We start from the raw sequence: 17,352 nt of genomic DNA on the forward strand, positions 1-17,352 counted from the left end.
GTATCGAGGAGATCATGCGTCCCTCTGACCAAAGTCGTTTGCAAGACAGCTCGTCGGCGCTGATTCTCGGACGCGACGGGATTCCCATTCGACGAATCTTGGCGCCGCTGGCTCGCCGGCTCCAGCAAATATGCCAGAGCGTGATTACATCCGTCCTGGAAGAGGCAGGTCTGGTACAGCTCGAGTATGCTTTGCTCGTGTTCGTCGACGACGTGCCCGGAATCAGCCAGCAATCGCTGTCGGAGGCGCTCGGCATCGACCGCAACAACGTCAGTTTGATCGTCGACAAGCTTGAGGCGCGCGGCCTTTTGAAGCGGGCGGTGAACGACGCCGATCGCCGGGCCCGCGAACTCTACATCACACCTGAGGGCAGGAAGCTGTGGCGGGGCTACCGCCCCAAGGTTCGCCAAGCTAACGATCGGATCCTCACTTCGCTGAGAGCTGACGAGAAAGAGCTGTTTCTGGACATGCTGGTACGGGTGGTGGAGGGCAATCGCGTCCATGCGCGACCCGGAGGCGGACGGCGCAAGCGCAGCGCGCCCAAATCATCGGCGACTCAAGGGAGGTCAGGTCATGCCGCGTAGAGCGTTCCTCATACTTGCATCCTTGTTCGCGATGGCCGTCAGCACTTCGAAGCCGGTCATCGCCGAAGCCTGGCCGCAACGCGCCGTCAAGATCATTCTGCCGCTTCCCGCCGGCGGCGGCACTGATGTGGCGGCGCGGCTCTTCGCCGAGGAGCTTTCTCGACGGTGGGGACAGCCCGTAGTCGTCGAGAATCGTCCCGGGGCAGATGGCATTGTGGGTGTCACAAGTTTCGTCAATGCCAATGATGACCATACCTTGCTGTTTTCATTCGCAGGGCCGATCTCGATCAATCCGTTGATCCACGACAAACTGCCATACGACCCGGTTCGCGATCTGGTGCCGATCGCGGCCGCGGTCGACAATTTCTTCGGAATTGCGGTGTCGACGTCGAGCGGGGTGCAGACGATGGATTCGTTCATCACGGCGGCGCGGGCTTCTCCCGAGCGATTTAACTGGGCTGCCACCGCGGGGCTGCCGCAATATATCTTTCTGGCGCTGCAAAAGAAGAACGGATTGGCGCTGACGCAAGTGCCTTATCGTGAGTTTGCGCCAGCAGTGCAGGATCTCGCCGAAAATCGCATTCAAGTGTTGGTGACGACGCCGTCCTTCATGCTGCCGGCGGTCGCAAGCGGCAAAGCAAGATTGCTCATGGTCACCAATCGGCAACGCTCGCCGCTCGTCCTGGATGTGCCGACTGCGGAAGAAGCTGGATTCCCGGAGCTGACCTTCGAGGGCATCGTGGGCTTCTTCGGTGGGCGCAATTTGAAGGCTGCGGTTCGTGATAAGATTGCCGACGACGTCGCTGCCGTGGGCAGAAATTCGAAAGTCAGTTCGCGGCTGCGGGCGGCTGGCGTTGAGGTCCGCATCTTGATGCCCGCGGACTTCGCCAGTGCCATTGAAGAGCAGGGCACCAAGGTGCGCAAGATCGTGTCGAGCGACAAGTCCGCCCGCTGATCGTGTGGCGATCGCCGGAAGCGAATCGGGGAGGTCGAGCGATGTCCGTACCAGAAAGCAATTCGGGTGCCACACCGTCGACCACTTTGTGGCCGCTGATCACCGGCTACATGCCGGCGCGCGTGGTTCATGTGGCGGCCGAACTTGGCATCGCCGACCTGATTGCGACTGAGGCAAAGACGGCAGACACTTTGGCACGCGAAGCCAATACCGCACCGGCACCGCTTCGCCGGTTGCTGCGCGCCTTGGCCAGCATCGGTCTGGTCGAAGAACTGGACTCCGGGCAATTCTCGTTAACGGCGGCGGGAAGTCAGCTTCGGTCGGATGTGCCCGGCTCGATGCGAAACGTCGCCTTGATGTTCGGCGGCGAGCGTGCCTGGAAATCCTGGGGAGAGTTCCTTCACAGCGTGAGAACCGGCGAATCCGGCACACGCCGCGTCTACGGCGTAGGCACTTTCGAATATCTGGCCGCCAATCCGGACGAGGCCGTCATCTTCAATGCGGCGATGGCCGAAAATACCAGGCGGGTTACTGAGCTGCTGGTTTCGACGTACGATTTTTCCCAGTTCCAAAACATGGTCGATATCGGCGGCGGCAACGGCACCTTGATGGCTGCGATCCTCGCGGCCAACGCGGGCGCCCGCGGTGCGGTGTTCGATTTGCCCAGTGGAATTGCGCAAGCGCCGCAGTACCTCGCCGATGCCGGCGTTGCCACGCGCTGTGAAACTATCGCCGGTGATTTTTTCCGCTCGGTGCCCGAGGCCGCCGACGCTTACATTTTGAAATATGTCATCCACGACTGGGATGACGCGCAAAGTGTGGAGATTCTGAGCAACTGCCGCAAGGCCATGCATCAGACCAGCAAGGTGCTGCTGATCGAGCGCGTCATGCCGGAGAGGATGGTGGCAACGCCGATCCATCAGCGAATAGCCATGGCCGACATGAACATGCTAGCGATGCCCGGCGGGCAGGAGCGCACTGAGCAGGAATATCGGAAATTGCTTGAAACTGCCGGCCTCACGCTGGAGCGGACCACTCCGATGCCCGGCTCGGAAATCTGCGTAATCGAGGCGAAGCGCGGGTAAGAGACGGACCCGCTGGGGCTGTAGTGGTGGACGGCCGCGGCAGTCCGCGATCAGCCAACAGCGGCATTACCTCACCCTGGATGGAACCTTCCATGCCCGGGGAACGTTCGCTTGCGCAGGGTCCGATTGCAGGAGGTCAAGATGCGCAAGCAGCTATTGTTATCGACTGGAATTATCTGCCTGATGCTGGCACCGGGGCTGTCGTATGGCCAGGCCCCGGGCGGAAGAAGTGAGGAACCGAAGCAGATGCAGCCGAGCGATCGCGGCAAGGGTGCTGCATCGAAAGAACGCGGCGCCGAGCGAGCGCAGGAACGCGCCAAGGGCGCGGAGAAGGGTGCTGAGCAGAAGGCTCAAGGCCCGGCGGGTCGTGAGGAAAGAGGAGCCGGTCCTCGGCAGACCGAGGAAAAGAGCAAAGCGGCACCCGGGTCCGAGCGTCCCGCGGCTGCGAGCGAAGACAGCAAACGTGGCCGCGGCGATGACGCGAAGAGGGCCACGGAGCAAACCAAGGGTGCCCGCCCGGGCGAGCGGGAGGCCGACCGCGGCCGCGATGCCAAGGAGAGCGCCAAGGACAGCGCTAAGGACAGTGCCAAAGACAGGACCAAGGGCACTGCAGAGTCCGAGAGGACCAAGAGCGGAACAACGACGTCCCAAAAGGAGCGCGAGGGCACAACCACCACCCAGAAGGAGCCGAGCCGCGATCAACGGGACAGAACCTCGAAGGATGCGGCTGAGCAGGGCAAGGAGACCGACCGGCCGGGCACCGCGACTGAAACCACACGGACACAGACCCAGACCACCCAGACACAAGACCGCCAGCAGATCTCGACCGAGAAGCAGGTGCGTATCTCCGAGACGCTAACCCGCGAGCGTCTTGCGCCGCCTCAGCGCAATCTCAACATCTCGATCCGGGTAGGCGAGCGAATCCCGCGGCACGTGCGCGTGCAGCGGCTGCCGGCGGCGATCGTCTCGATCGAGCCGCGGTACCGCGGTTATGATTACTTCACCACCGAGGAAGAAATCGTGATCGTCGAACCCGGCACGCAACGGATCGTAAGCCAGATCCCGCGCGACGCGTCGCGCATTCGCGCAGCGGGCGGCGAGACCGCCGGTGGCGGACGTGGGGCCGACGCGATGGCCCAGGCCGGCGGTGCGCCTTGCCGTATCATGCGCCGGGATACCGCGGGCAATCTTACCGAAGTCTCGCCCACGACGGTTGGTTCGACTGCACCGCAGGATTCGCTCAGCGTCACCGTTCGTGCGCCGGGCGGCGGGGGATCGACGAATCCGATTGCACTGGGCGCCTCGGAAGGACAGATCGTGATCGCCATGCAAGGCGGCGACTGCACGGTCACGCTCGAGCCACAGGCGCGGTAAGCGGGTGTGTCCGGTCTCGCAAGAGGCCGCCACGTCAGCCGGTTAGAAATGCAAAGTGCGGCATCCGACCTGCCGCACTTTTCCGGTTGAGCGGCATTTTGCCATTGCTGCGCCGCTCCCGGCGGCCTGTCCGGTTCTATTCCTCCGCCACTGCCTCGCTCCAGGCGTGGAACGGCTCGGTGGCGCCGCTGTTGGTTGCGCCGTCGCGCAGCACCGCGCTGGGGCAGGCGAATTTCATCGGCAGGTTCTGGACACGCGCCTCCTCGTAATCGAACCGCGAGCCCAGCGCTTCGCGCGCGGCCTGCGGCAGGCGAACGTCGCCGATCACGATCGCGCCTTCGCTGGCGTCGATGCGCGGCTGATGGATTGCGGCATCGAGATCCATGCCGTAATCCATCACGAAGGACAGAAGCTGGCTTACCGCCGGCAGAATGCGCCGGCCGCCCGAAGCGCCGACCGCGACGCGCCTTCCATCTGCCGCCTGCGCCAGCACGGGCGTGTAGTTGGTAAGGCACCGCTTGCCCGGCGCCAGCGAATTCGGCGTGCCCGGGGTCGGGTCGAACCACATGATGCCGTTGTTCATGGTAATGCCGGTCTGGTTCGTCACGAATTTGGAGCCGAAGGTGGACAGCAAGGTTTGCGTTACCGCGGCCATGTTGCCGTCGCGATCGACGGCGGAAAAATGCGTGGTGCAGGCAGGCGCCAGCGCTTCGGCGCCGAGCGCGCGCCTGCCGTCTTCATCGCCCATGTCCTTGAGGCGTTCGCGATACGCTTTTTGCAGCGCCGATGCATAGGCGATGTAGGCCGCAGCGTCCGGTCCGCCGCGCGCAGGCTCAAGATTTTCCTGCAGCAGACGAAGCGTGCGCGCCAGCGTCGGCCCGGCGGTGAGTTCGGGCGTCGCGAACACCTCGCCGCCGCGATAGGGGATCGCCAGCGGCTCGCGCACAATGCCGCGAAATGGCTTGATATCCTCGGCCGACAGCGCGCCGCCGGCGGCCTGAATGTCGGCGGCGAGGCTTTGCGCCAGATCGCCCTCGTAGAAGTCGCGCGGGCCGGCGCTGGCGAGTTGCGCCATCGTGGCCTTGAGCCGATCCTGCGGCATGCGGACCTTGGACCTGATGCCCCATTGCGGGTTCGGCGGCAGCCCGTCCTGGAGATAGGCGGCGGCGCTCGCGGGGTAACGCCGCAAGTCTGCTGCCGCGCTCGAAATCATCACCGTCGTCCACCAGTCGACCGCAAGCCCTTCGGCGGCGAGTGCAATGCTCGGCGCCAGCAACTCCTTCCACGGCAGTTTGGCGTAACGGTGGTGCGCCTCTTCCATGCCGGCGACGACGCCGGGCACGGCGATCGAGCCGGGCCCGTGAATGTTGCGGTCGTCCTTTACCCGCGGCCAGGGAAAGATGTCGGAAGCCGCGCCACCGCCGGTCAGCGGATAATCTTCCACCCGCAGGCTGAGCGGCGCGCGCATGCCGTAGTCGATCACCTCATAGCGGTTTTCTCGCGCCCGATAGAGCACCATCGCGCCGCCGCCGCCGACCCCGCTCATCCAGGGCTCCAGAACGCCAAGCGCAAATGTCGTCGCGATCACGGCATCGACGCAGTCGCCGCCCGCAGCCAGCACCTCGGCTCCCACCTGTGCCGCCCTGCTTGATTGCGCGGCAACGATGCCGCCTTTGGAAGTGACGGCCGGCTTGCGTATCGCTTGGGTATTAGAGAACTGGTCGCGCATCGGATTGCCTTTGATCCCTGTAACGTGTGTGGTTGCCGGTCGGGCGGAAGATTTCGTTGACGTCATTACACCCTAAAAATCTCAGGCCAGCCATGACAGAATAACATGCTGGCAATTCGCATCGTCCGTCTTCGTGTTGGCGTCTTGCGTCCGACAATGGCACATTGCGGACGATGGCCGTATCCACAAAGGAGCATACTGACTTGACAGCCGACGCATTCATTCATCTGCCGGAGCTGCGAGCCCGGGTAACGCACCCGGAAAAATCGCTACTGCGCCTGACGCCGCAGATGTTTGCGATGTGGGAGCAGCGGGCGCGGGCCGCGGGATGGCCGGCAGGCTGGCGGCTCTCGGACGAAGCGATCGAGGCGTCGCGGCTTGCGGTGCTCGGCAATCACCCTGATGGCGACGACCTCTGGATCTACTCCTACGGTTCGCTGATGTGGGACCCCGGCTTTCACTTCGCCGAAGTCCGGCTCGCCGACGTCGAAAATTATCAGCGGCGCTTCACCCTGAAGATCAATCTAGGCCGGGGATCGCACGACTATCCGGCGCTGATGCTCTCGCTCGAGCCGCAATTGGGATGTTGCCGCGGGCTGGCGTTCCGCATTGCGGCCGAATCCGTCCATGCCGAGACTGCGATCCTGTGGCGCCGCGAAATGCTGCGCGGCGGCTATGCGCCGGCGATGATGCCGATGACGACGCCGCAGGGACCAATCACCGCACTCGCCTTCACCTCCAACCGCTCGGACCCGAGTTATGTCGGCGAACTGCCGCTCGCCGAGACCGCCGCGATGATCACGAGCGGGAAGGGCGTTCTCGGCACTAACCGCGAATACCTCGTGCAACTGGCGACGCAGTTGCAGGCGTTGGAGATCGAGGATCCGTATGTCGCGCAGCTGCATGCGCAGATCGGCGGAGCTCCCGGTGCTTGAGGCGGCCGCCTCACGGCGGCCTGCCGCGTCTATTTTCAAACAATGTTTCAGGCTGATTTTGCCGCACAATCCGGCATCCTGACGCAAGTGCAGGACGCGGATAGTTGGCATCATAAGAGCCGACGCGCGGAGACGATCGACAACGAAATAATTAATGGAGAGGGCGCGCATGGCTGGGGAGATCAAGTCGCACTACGAGGTCGTTGTCGTTGGCGCGGGCGTGTCGGGCATTTACCAGATCAAGCGGCTGGCCGATCTCGACGTGGATGCCCTCGTGCTCGATGCTGCCCCCGATCTCGGGGGAACCTGGTACTGGAACCGCTATCCCGGCGCGCGCTTCGATTCCGAGAGCTACACCTACGGCTATTCCTTCTCGAAAGAGCTGCTCAACGAGTGGCACTGGCAGGAGCGGTTTTCGAGCCAGCCGGAGAATCTTCGCTACCTCAACTATGTCGCCGACAAGTTCGATCTGCGCAAATACATGCGATTCAACCGTAAGGTGAAAGCGGCGGCGTTCGACGAAGGCCGTCATCTTTGGCGGCTCCGGCTCGACGATGGGCGTGAACTGAGCTGCCGATTCCTCATTCTTGCGGTCGGGTTGCTCTCGGTACCGACGCTACCCCGGCTTGAGGGCATGGAGATGTTCAAGGGGCGTTCGTTCCATACCTTCTATTGGCCGCACGAGCCGGTTGAACTCTCCGGCAAGAAGGTCGGTATCATCGGCACCGGCGCCACCGCGATCCAGGTGATCGGCGAGATCGCCGACAAGGTCGGCGAACTCACGGTGTTCCAGCGGCGTCCGAACTGGAGCGCGCCGCTCAACAACGGGCCGATCTCGAACGAGGAAATGGCCGACATCCGTTCGCGCTACGACGAGATCTTTGCAGCCTGCAGGCGCACGCCCGGCGGCTTCGAGCACGAGCCTGATAGGCGCGGCTTCTATGAAGCCACCCGCGAGGAGCGGATCGCGCTGTGGGACAAGCTCTATGACGAGCCCGGCTTCGGGATCTGGCTCAGCAATTTTCGCGAGATCTTTACCGATGAGGCGGCCAATGCCGAGTTTTCCGCTTACATCGCCGATCGCATCCGAAGACGCGTGAAGGACCCGGTGACGGCGGAAAAGCTGATTCCGAAGGATCATGGTTTTGGCGTGCAGCGGGTGCCGCTGGAGACCAATTATCTCGAGGCCTACAACCGTGACAATGTGCATCTCGTCGACATCAGCGAGACGCCGATTCTGCGGGTCACCGAAACGGGCCTGCGCACCAGTGCGCGCGACTACGAGTTCGATATCATCGTCTACTCAACAGGCTTCGATGCCATCACCGGCGCATTCGATGCGATCGACATCACGGGTGCCGCCGGAGTGAAGCTCGCCGACGAATGGCGCGACGGACCCTCGACCTTTCTCGGCATGATGGCGCACGGCTTTCCGAACTTGCTGATGCCGACCGGGCCGCAAAGCGGCTCAGCCTCGACGAATTTTCCGCGCGGCATCGAGAACGGCGTCGGCTGGTGCATGGGCCTGCTCGGCTACATGTGGGACCGCGGCTACACGCGGGCTGAGCCAACGGCCGAAGCGCAGGCGCGTTGGACCGCGCACGTGACCAAGATGTACGCCATCATGCTGATGCGTAAAGCCAAGTCGTGGTTCACCGGCTACAATTCCAATATCCCCGGCCACGAGCACGGCAAGACCCGCTACCTCGTGTACAATGGCGGCACGCCGAAATATGTCGCTGCGATCACCGAGGTCACCGACAAGGGGTATGAGGGGATCGTGTTTGAGGCGGAGGGGCGGGCTGCGACGCGGGCATCGGCCGCCGCGGAGTAAATCCGAGCGTCAAGGCGAGCGCAACCGAGATAAACTGAACGATTGACTTAGAAAATCTGATGCATGACCCTTGCGGGGAACGTCGGGGCGATTGCAGGAAGTGGCCGCGGAGTGACTGTCAGCGAAAGCTATGCCGAGTTTCTGCGCGAGCAGCTCGCGCCGCTTGGCCGTCTCACCATGCGGCCTATGTTCGGCGCGACCGGTGTGTTCTGCGACGGGCTGATGTTCGCCGTGGTGACGGAGAACACGCTTTACTTCCGGATCGATGATCAGAACCGGGAGATGTTCAGAGAGGCCGAGGCGTTTCCACCGCTCAGTTATGTGAAGAAGGGCCAGACCATCGACCTCGCGTTCTGGCGCGCGCCGGAGCGGCTGTTCGACGAACCCGATGAGCTTGCCGCGTGGGCGCGCGCCGCGCTGGCGGCGGCGCATCGCGTTGCGGCGAAGAGGCCTGCGCCAAAGCAACGCAAAGCGCCAAGGCCCCGCAAACGCCTGTCGTAAGCGGTTCAAATCTTTTGGCCGCTCAGATGAAGCCGAGCGGCCGTTGCCTAATGCCTATCCCGCAGCCGCGTTGATCGTGATCGGCGAAGCGCCTTCGCCGCTCTCTTCCAGCGTTCGCGGCAACCCCGCAAAACTGCGCAACGCTTCGGCCATCCTGGCACGCCCGCTGACGCCGGTGATCACCACATCCACCATCATCAGGGACGAGTGGATATGGCCGCGCGCCCGCAGTTGCTCGACCGGGACACCTGCGGCAGCGAGCGCCTCGGCATATTCGATCCCTTCGTCACGCAGCGGATCGAACTCGCAGGTCGCCACGAATGCCGGAGGCAGGTTCGCCAGATTGCCGCGCAGCGGCGAGGCGCGCGGGTCAGTGCGGTCAGCGGGCGAACAATAGATATCCCAGAACCAGAACATCAGCGCGCGCGTCAGGAAATAGCCGATCGCATTGTCGGTGTAGGATGGACGGTCGAACCTGCAATCGGTGACCGGGCACACCAGGAGCTGGCCTGCGATCTCTGGCCCGCCGCGGTCGCGTGCGAGCTGGCAGGTGACGGCGGCGATATTGGCGCCGGCGCTCCAGCCCGCGACCAGCACCGGTCCCGCTCTGCCGCCGAGTTCGGTGGCGTGCTCGGCAATCCAGCGCGTTGCCGCATAGCCATCCTCGGCCGCGGCGGGGAAGCGATGCTCGGGCGCATGGCGATAGCCGACGCTGACGACGATCATCCCGCTGCGGCGGCAGATGTCGCGGCAGAACGGATCGTCGGATTGCTCATCGCCCAAGACCCAGCCGCCGCCGTGGAAATAGACCACGATCGGATGCGGCCCCGGCGTTGCCGGCCGATAGAGGCGATACTGCAGGAGGCCATCGGCGCCGTGCAGCACGCCGTCGCCGACCTCGCCGACCGGCCGCCCGGCAGGACGTCCCTTGTTGAATTCGGTGAGGAAGTCGCGCGCGCCCTGGGCGCCGAGCGACTCGATCGCCGGCAGGTTCATCTCGGCCAACATGCCCAGCACCAGCCGCACGTCCGGCTGCAGGCGCACGACCTGGCCGTCATTGCATTGCTCGGCAACGTTTGGACCGGTGAGTTTGAAGCCGAGCATGCCGCGGGCGACGACCTCGTTGCATATGCTGCGATAGGGGCCGACGCCGCCGGTATAGGGCATCACGCCCCGCGCCTTGCCGGGCACGTTGGCGCCCGTGTACCAGGTGTTGGCGAGCCGATGCAGCGTCAGCGTCGAACAGTCGGCCATGTGCTGCGCCCAGCCGGCCTGTGCCGTCTCGGTCGCGTCGATGGTCGTGAAGCCGGCCTCGCGCAGCGCCGCCAGCCGCTCGACCACCCAGTCGACATGCTGCTCGATCGACACCGCCATGTTCGACAGCACCGATGGGCTGCCCGGGCCTGTGATCAGGAACAGATTGGGGAAGCCTGAGACCGTGAGCCCGAGATAGGTCTGCGGGCCGTTGGCCCAGACGTTGGACAGCGATTTGCCATCGCGGCCTGTGATCGGATGAACCGCCTTGATGGCGCCGGTCATGGCGTCAAAACCGGTGGCAAACACGATCACATCGACGTCGAACGTGCGCTTGTCGGTCGTGATGCCGGAGGCCGTGATCTCTGTGATCGGCTCCTTTCGCAAATTCACCAGTGTGACGTTGGGGCGGTTGAACGTAGCGTAGTAGTTGGTATCGAGGCAGGGGCGCTTGGCGCCGAACGGATGGTCGCGCGGAGTCAATGCCTCGGCCGTTTCGGGGTCCTTGACGATCTCGCGGATTTTCTCGCGGATCAGGTCGGCGAGCAGCGCATTGCCGTCGACGTCGACGCCCTGGTCGGCCCAGAGCTGGGTCAGGATGTAGACGAGATCGCCGGCGGCCCAGGCCTGCTCGAAGCGCTCGCGGCGCTCGGCATCGCTCAACTGCCAGCTCACCGCCATCTGTTGCGGATAGGGGACGCCCGCGAGCGACCACCGCGCTTGCTCGCGATAGCCGGCGCGGTCGCCCTGCAGCAGTGCGAGGCGGTCTGCCGGCGCCGAACCGTTGTGGGCGGGAAGGGCGAAATTCGGCGTGCGCTGGAAAACGGTGAGATGCGCGGCCTGCTCGGCGAGCAGCGGGATCGACTGGATGCCCGATGACCCCGTGCCGATGACGGCGATGCGCTTGCCGGCGAGCTTGACCTCTTCGTGCGGCCAGCGGCCGGTGAAATAGATCTCGCCCTTGAAATCCTTGACGCCGTCGATCTCCGGCGGCTTGGGCGCAGAGAGGCAGCCGGTCGCCATGATGTAATAGCGACAGGAAACATCAGCGCCATTGCTGGTCGTGAGCCGCCAGCGTTCGGCCGCCTCATCCCAATTTGCCGCCGTGACCTTGGTGCCGAAGCGGATGTCGCGCCGCAACTCATATCGATCGGCGACGAAGCCGAGGTAGCGCAGGATCTCGGGTTGCGTTGCGTATTTCTCCGACCATTGCCACGCGCTCTCCAGCTCGGGATCGAAGGTGTAGCTGTAGTCGATGGTCTGGATGTCGCAGCGTGCGCCGGGATAGCGGTTCCAGTACCAGGTGCCGCCGACGTCGCCGGCCTCTTCGATCACGACCGCCGAGAAGCCGGCCTTGCGCAAGCGATGCAGGAGATAGAGGCCGGCAAACCCGGCACCGACCACCGCGACATCGACCTGTTGTGTCGTACCGCTGTTCGTCGCTTCAGAAGAACGTGCTGCGACCGCTGCGTCTGGCATGCCACTCCTCCCGTATGTTCTATAATTTAGAGGAGGCTACTGCCGCGTGTTCAGTTTGTCATCAGAACATATGCAATCGTTGGATGTTGGTTGCAGACGCGTGCTGCCGTCCTGCCCGACGGCGGTTTCACAAATTTCCTCGTGTGAAGCAGCGACTTACCCCCGCAACGCTTTCGCTCACACCTCCTACTGAACTGCATCCTCTACGTCGTCCCTGCGAACGCAGGGACCCATACGCCGCGGCCGTCTGAATGGGCAGGAGGGGAGACGGCTTTGCTTCAGCAACTCACAACAGTAGGCGGCTAACGCAGGGCGTCTGCGACCGCGCTTCCTCGACGGATCACGCGGTATGGGTCCCTGCGTTCGCAGGGACGACATCGACATGCCGCGCGCCCGTTCGCTAGACGCGCTTGCGTCGCTCATTCGTGCGCCGGCGCTCCATTCCGCCGGGCGCCCAATTCGGGCTGAAATCCAGCGTGAAGTCGCGAAAACTTTCCACGGCGGGTGACAGCGATGCGCTGTTCCGGACGAACATCGCGATCTTCCATTTGACCGTGGGTTGTGTGAGCGGCAGGAACGCCAGCCCGAAGCCGCGCACCAGCGGCTCCGCCATCGAGGGGCAGATCACGACGCCCTGTCTCACCCGCAGCATCGATAGCGCGGTGTTCACCCGGTGCACTGGCACCAGCACCTTCGGGTGATGCCTAGGCGGCACGTTGCTCAACACATTGACGGCGATGTTGGGCATGTAGTTGAGCAGGGGCCGCTCGCGGAGATCCTTCCAACTCACCGACTTGCCCTTTGCCAGCGGATCCTCACTACGCAGCGCCACCCAGAGCGGGTCGGCGCAAATCATGTGCACCTCCACCGATCGATCGGGAACGACGCCGGCCGGCCCGAAGCCGATGTCGGTAGAGCCGTTCTGCAGGCCCGCCAGCACCTCCTGGATCGGCACGTCGTCAAAGCGGACGTCCACGCCGGGATGGCTGTTAGTGTATTCAGCGATCAGCTCCGGCAGCAGCGTGCACGATAAGGTCTCGGGCGCGGCTACTCGCACCAGTCCGCGGCGGAGCTCCTTCAGGTTGGTCAGGCTCTCCAGAGCCTCGTCGAGGTTCGACAGCACGCGCCGCGCCATCGGTGCAAAGGTCTCGCCGACGCTCGACGCAGAAACCTTGCGGGTGGTGCGGTCCAGGAGGCGGACGCCGACGCGGCTCTCGAGCTCCTTAATCAGGCCGGAGAGCGCCGCCTGTGACAAGTGCATGGCCTTGGCGGCTTCCGAGAAGCTCGCGGTCTCCAGCACGGCCACATAGGCGCGCAACTGCCGCACTGTCACGTCCATCGCCATGTCGCCTCCCCCAGCATCGTCGTTTCTGTATTCATAGGGCCAGCTTATCAATCGGTCAAAAAATACAAATTGTTCGATAGAAGGCGCGTATCTATCGTTGCACTCAATCGGATGAAGGGCCCGGCGATCCAGCAGTGCGATCGCACCAATGTGGCTCGAAAAATGGGATGGACGCGACGGGCTGCCCCGCATTTTCAGGCGGCTCAAAAAGAGGCATTCATGAAAGTCACACGCCGAACCTTGCTCGGGACCATCGCCGCCTGCCTCTCGGCAAGCTCCGGGTTCGAGGCATTTGCCCAAGGCGATTGGCCGTCACGGCTGGTGCGGCTGGTGTCGCCCTACGGCGCCGGCGGGGCCAACGACATCTCGCTGCGTATCCTGGCCGAGCAGTTCGGGCGCGGCCTGGGGCAACAGTTCATCGTCGAGAACAAGCCGGGGGCGGGCACGCGCATTGCCAACGAGCTGGTCGCGCGCGCCGCACCGGACGGATACACCTTCCTCTATGCCGCCGCGCCGTATGCCACCGCCGAAGCGCTGTTCGGCAAACTGAAATACGAGCGCAAGGATTTACAGCCGGTTGCGATGACCGTCATGGCGCCGCTGTTCCTGATCGTCAACGCCAAGGCGAGCTTCAAGAATTTGCAGGAGATGATCGCCTACGGCAAGTCGCAGTCGGACGGCCTGACCTTCGCCTCGCCGGGCGCGGGCTCTCAACCGCATTTGGCGGCCGAGTTGCTGCTGAGAGACGCTGGCGTCAAGGGCCTCAACGTGCAGTACCGCGGCGATGCGATGGCGTACACGGAGCTGCTCGCCGGCCGCGTCGATGCCACCCTGACTGCGATCAGCACGGCGTTACCGCACATCCAGAACGGCGATTTCCGCGTGCTCGGCGTCGCCTCCGCCGAGCGCAGCGCGATCTACCCGCAGGCTCCAACCTTGCGCGAGCAGGGCTATCCCAACGTGGTCGCGTCCGGATGGTTCGGCTTCATGGCGCCATCGGCCACACCGCAGCCGATTGTCGAGCTAATGCAGCAAGAGATCAATCGCGCGCTCGCCGACCCCGAGGTGAAACAGAAGCTGCTCGCCCAGGGGCTGGAAACACGCGCCGGCTCGGCCGCCGAATTCGGCAAGTTCATCGACGACGAGACGCGGAAATGGAGCGAGGTGATCCGCGTGGCAGGCCTCAAGGGCGAATAAGGCGTTTCAGTTCGCGTACAGGCCTTCGACGATAGGCAATCGCGCGGCGCGTAGCGCCGGAAACAGCCCGCCGATCAGGCCCACGATCAGCGCGAGCATCACGCCCTCGGCGATCAGCCACGGGCTGAGCTTGAAGTCGAACACTACCTGCGTGAAGTTGCCGCCAAGCGTCGATGCCGTGAGGCCATCGAAAATCAGATAGGTGGCGGCGGCCCCTAACAGTCCGCCGATGACGGCAAGCAACAGCGACTCGGCCAACGTTCCGACAAACGCCGGGAAGCCGCCGAAGCCGATGGCGCGCAGCGTTGCGATTTCCGTCGCGCGCGCGGCGACCGACGAATACATGGTGTTGAGCGCTCCGGCGACAGCTCCGAGCGCCATCGCGATCGCCAGCGGCCAGCCGAGTTTCTGAATCAGGTCGGAGGTTTGCGAGGCCTGTTCGGCAAAGTAACTCGCTTCGGATTTTACATCGAGCTTCAGCCGCGGATCGTTGTCGCTGTAGCTTTTGAGCTCATTCAGTGCGGCCGGTCCGGTGAGCCGCGCACGCACGGTCTGGACGATGTTGTTGCGGTTGAACAGGCTCTGCACCACGGAAAGATCGGCCCAGATCTCGGATTCGAACACGCTGCCGCCGGCCTCGAACACGCCGACGACGGTCCAGCGCGTGGCGCCGAACGATACGGTAGAGCCGAGGTCGAGCCCTTCAAATTCCCGCAGCAATGCCTTGCCGACCACCACTTCGTTGCTGCCGCGATTGAACATGCGGCCTGCGGTGATGCGAACGTCCTTGCGCAACTCGGAGCCCTGTTCGCCGATCCCGCGCAGCGGCAGATTGGCCTTGGTCTTGGTGGTGCGTTTGATGCCGTCGACCACAAGATAGAGTTCCGGCGAGATCAGCGGCTTGCCGTCGCTGCCGCGCGCAATCCCGGGTCCATCCTCGATCACCCGCACCTGATCGCGGCTCACGGTACTGTTGATCTCGGCCTGCGAGCCGGCCCGCAGCACGATGGCAATGTCGTCGGCGCCGGATCCGGCAATGGTGCGCTGGAAGCCGTTGGCCATCGCCAGGAATGCGAGCAGCACGATCACTACCAGTGCAATCGCGATCACCGTCGAGAGCGAGAGCCAGCGGCGCTGCGAGATGCTCTTGAGATTGATGGCGGTGGCCGCCGCCACTTGAAGCCAAAGCGAACGCATGCCTACCCCCGTCCGAGCGCGGTTGCAATTTTGAGCCGCATGGCGTTAAGCGCGGGAATGATACCCGTGATCAATCCAAGCGCGATCATCAGCGCCAATCCCTGCAGCGCTATTGTCGGCGATACTGCAAACGCAGGCGCGATGTTGGCGAGGCTGGTGCGGAGCGCCATCGCAATCAGCGCCGCAATCGCAAGGCCCGGAATGCCGCCGAGCAGCGCCAGCAGCACGGATTCGCCGAGCACCATCGTCAGGATCCGCGGACCTGAGAAACCGAGCGTCTTAAGCACGCCGATCTCGCGGGTGCGCTCGCGGATCGAGAGCGCCATGGTGTTGCCGACGATCATCAGGATGGTGATGAAGGCCGCGCCGACCACCAATAGCACGATCAGGGCGATATTGCCGAACTGCGCCGCGAACGCCTTGCCGAATGCTTTTTCGGTGTCGGTCGAGGTCTCGGCCGTGGAGTTCGCGAACATCGCGTCGATGGTCTTGGCCACGCGGTCGTTGTTTTCGGGCGAGGTGGTCTGCAGGATCATCCAGCCGATGGTGTCCTTTCCGAAGCTGCGGGTCTCGTCGAAATAGGGATACTGGAACAGGAGGAAGTTGGTATCGACGTGCTGGGCCTTGCCCTTGGCGATGCCGACAATGGTGAGATCCCAGGTGTGACCACCGCTCTTCTGGCTGAAGATGTTGCTATTGAGAGGAATCCGATCGCCGATCTTCCAGCCCCACTTCTGCGCCAGCGTTTCACCGACCACCGCGCTGCCGCGGTCGCGTATGAAGGCCTGAAGCTGCTCGGGAGGAACGTCGATTTCGCTTCGATAAACGTCGAAATAGGTGTTCGGCTCGATCGCGAGCGCCATGATGAAGTTCTTGGGATCCTGATAGTAACCGCCGAACCAGTTGGCGAAGGTCACCTGCCGCACCCCTTCCACCGCTTTTACGCGGTTGAAATAGGCGATCGGCATCGGCTGGGTGAAGTTGATCTTGTTAACGGTGATCATCCGGTCCGCGGCGGCGGCATCCTCGCCGGCGGTGAAGGCACGGTAAAATCCGGCGAGCACGCCGAAGATCATGAAGGCGATCAGGATCGACACGATCATCAGGCTCGCGCGCAACTTGCGGCGGAACAGGTTTTTCCGGACCAGGTCGAAATCGTTCACGCGGCAAGCTCCCGTTCGACGAAGCGGCCCTTGTCGAGATGCAAGACGCGCTTGGCATAGTTTGCCGCCGCGGGATCGTGGGTGACCATCACGATGGTCTTGCCGAGCTCGCCGTTGAGCAGTTGCAGGATCGATAGGATTTCGTCGGCGGATTGGCGGTCGAGATCGCCGGTCGGTTCGTCGCACAACAACAGGTTCGGGTCCGAGACGATGGCGCGCGCAATCGCCACGCGCTGCTGCTGGCCGCCCGACATTTCGCGCGGACGGTGCTTGACGCGATCGGCAAGCCCGACCACGGAAAGCGCGGTGTGAACACGCTCGGCGCGTTCTTTGCTGCGCAACTTGGTGAGCAACAGCGGCAGTTCGACATTCTGCGCGGCGGTCAGCATGGGCATCAGATTGTAGAACTGGAAAATGAAGCCGATATTGGCGGCCCGCCAGGCCGCCAGTTCGCCCTCGGAGAGGCCGTCGATGCGATGGTCCGCCACCGCAATCTCGCCCGCGTCGACGCGATCGATGCCGCCCAGCAGGTTAAGTAGCGTCGTCTTGCCCGAACCCGATGGCCCCATCATGGCGACGAAATCGCCGCGGGGAATCGCAAGGTCGAGATGGTCGAAAATCGAGATGGTTTCCTTGCCCTTGGTGAAGCGCTTGCTTACGCCGGTAAGGCGGACCATCGGGTGTTCGGCTGTCACGTTTGTCTCCTCTTTGAATCGGTCG

General features: G+C 63.5%; 14 protein-coding genes. 8 read left to right on the forward strand and 6 right to left on the reverse strand.

What is annotated here, in order from left to right:
• The first annotated feature begins 14 nt into the window (after positions 1–14).
• From KJQ96_RS25830 to KJQ96_RS25845, 4 genes are all read left to right on the forward strand, one after another.
• Complete coding sequence (locus KJQ96_RS25830) at positions 15–584, forward strand: MarR family winged helix-turn-helix transcriptional regulator (protein ID WP_213289222.1); 570 nt, start codon at positions 15–17, stop codon at positions 582–584.
• Positions 574–1,539, forward strand: a complete 966-nt coding sequence (locus tag KJQ96_RS25835; RefSeq protein WP_213289223.1) for a tripartite tricarboxylate transporter substrate binding protein — start codon at positions 574–576, stop codon at positions 1,537–1,539. The genes KJQ96_RS25830 and KJQ96_RS25835 overlap by 11 nt, the downstream gene beginning before the upstream one ends.
• Before the next feature lie 41 nt (positions 1,540–1,580).
• The gene (locus KJQ96_RS25840) at positions 1,581–2,624 is read left to right on the forward strand and encodes a methyltransferase (protein ID WP_213289224.1); all 1,044 of its coding nucleotides are present in this window, start codon (positions 1,581–1,583) and stop codon (positions 2,622–2,624) included.
• A gap of 141 nt (positions 2,625–2,765) precedes the next feature.
• Entirely contained in the window at positions 2,766–3,998 is a 1,233-nt protein-coding gene (locus KJQ96_RS25845) for a DUF1236 domain-containing protein (protein WP_213289225.1), read from the forward strand.
• Positions 3,999–4,134: 136 nt separating this feature from the next.
• On the opposite strand, the gene KJQ96_RS25850 is transcribed toward KJQ96_RS25845, so the two are convergent.
• On the reverse strand, positions 4,135–5,727 hold the full coding sequence (locus KJQ96_RS25850; RefSeq protein ID WP_213289226.1) for a gamma-glutamyltransferase family protein: 1,593 nt from the start codon (positions 5,725–5,727) through the stop codon (positions 4,135–4,137).
• 203 nt (positions 5,728–5,930) lie between these two features.
• Here KJQ96_RS25850 and KJQ96_RS25855 point away from each other — a divergent pair, with 203 nt between their 5' ends.
• The 3 genes from KJQ96_RS25855 (at position 5,931) to KJQ96_RS25865 (ending at position 8,997) form a co-directional block, all read left to right on the forward strand.
• The gene (locus KJQ96_RS25855; protein WP_213289227.1) at positions 5,931–6,662 is read left to right on the forward strand and encodes a gamma-glutamylcyclotransferase; all 732 of its coding nucleotides are present in this window, start codon (positions 5,931–5,933) and stop codon (positions 6,660–6,662) included.
• Positions 6,663–6,831: 169 nt separating this feature from the next.
• Positions 6,832–8,496, forward strand: coding sequence for an NAD(P)/FAD-dependent oxidoreductase (locus tag KJQ96_RS25860; RefSeq protein ID WP_213289228.1), 1,665 nt, complete (start codon positions 6,832–6,834; stop codon positions 8,494–8,496).
• A gap of 111 nt (positions 8,497–8,607) precedes the next feature.
• Positions 8,608–8,997, forward strand: coding sequence for a TfoX/Sxy family protein (locus KJQ96_RS25865; RefSeq protein WP_309142472.1), 390 nt, complete (start codon positions 8,608–8,610; stop codon positions 8,995–8,997).
• 54 nt (positions 8,998–9,051) lie between these two features.
• On the opposite strand, the gene KJQ96_RS25870 is transcribed toward KJQ96_RS25865, so the two are convergent.
• Together KJQ96_RS25870 and KJQ96_RS25875 are read right to left on the reverse strand one after the other, a co-directional pair.
• Positions 9,052–11,730, reverse strand: coding sequence for an alpha/beta hydrolase fold domain-containing protein (locus KJQ96_RS25870; protein WP_213289230.1), 2,679 nt, complete (start codon positions 11,728–11,730; stop codon positions 9,052–9,054).
• A 400-nt stretch (positions 11,731–12,130) separates the two neighbouring features.
• Positions 12,131–13,282: a LysR family transcriptional regulator gene (locus KJQ96_RS25875; protein WP_213289231.1), complete on the reverse strand. Its 1,152-nt coding sequence runs from the start codon at positions 13,280–13,282 to the stop codon at positions 12,131–12,133.
• A gap of 12 nt (positions 13,283–13,294) precedes the next feature.
• Between KJQ96_RS25875 and KJQ96_RS25880 the strand changes: the two genes are divergently transcribed.
• Positions 13,295–14,272 carry a tripartite tricarboxylate transporter substrate binding protein gene (locus tag KJQ96_RS25880; RefSeq protein WP_213289232.1) on the forward strand — a complete coding sequence of 326 codons (978 nt, stop codon included), beginning with the start codon at positions 13,295–13,297 and terminating at the stop codon, positions 14,270–14,272.
• Between the two features lie 6 nt (positions 14,273–14,278).
• Here the strand turns inward: KJQ96_RS25880 and KJQ96_RS25885 are convergent, their stop codons facing one another.
• Genes KJQ96_RS25885 through KJQ96_RS25895 form a run of 3 tightly spaced genes read right to left on the reverse strand, consistent with a single transcriptional unit; the run spans position 14,279 to position 17,309 of the window.
• Complete coding sequence (locus KJQ96_RS25885; protein ID WP_213289233.1) at positions 14,279–15,469, reverse strand: ABC transporter permease; 1,191 nt, start codon at positions 15,467–15,469, stop codon at positions 14,279–14,281.
• 2 nt (positions 15,470–15,471) lie between these two features.
• Positions 15,472–16,632 (reverse strand): ABC transporter permease, encoded by a 1,161-nt coding sequence (locus KJQ96_RS25890; RefSeq protein ID WP_213289234.1) that lies wholly within the window; start codon positions 16,630–16,632, stop codon positions 15,472–15,474.
• Entirely contained in the window at positions 16,629–17,309 is a 681-nt protein-coding gene (locus KJQ96_RS25895) for an ABC transporter ATP-binding protein (RefSeq protein WP_028347190.1), read from the reverse strand. The genes KJQ96_RS25890 and KJQ96_RS25895 overlap by 4 nt, the downstream gene beginning before the upstream one ends.
• Positions 17,310–17,352 lie beyond the last annotated feature (43 nt).

Origin of the sequence: Bradyrhizobium sp. sGM-13 (assembly GCF_018398875.1) — a bacterium.
GTDB lineage: Bacteria > Pseudomonadota > Alphaproteobacteria > Rhizobiales > Xanthobacteraceae > Bradyrhizobium.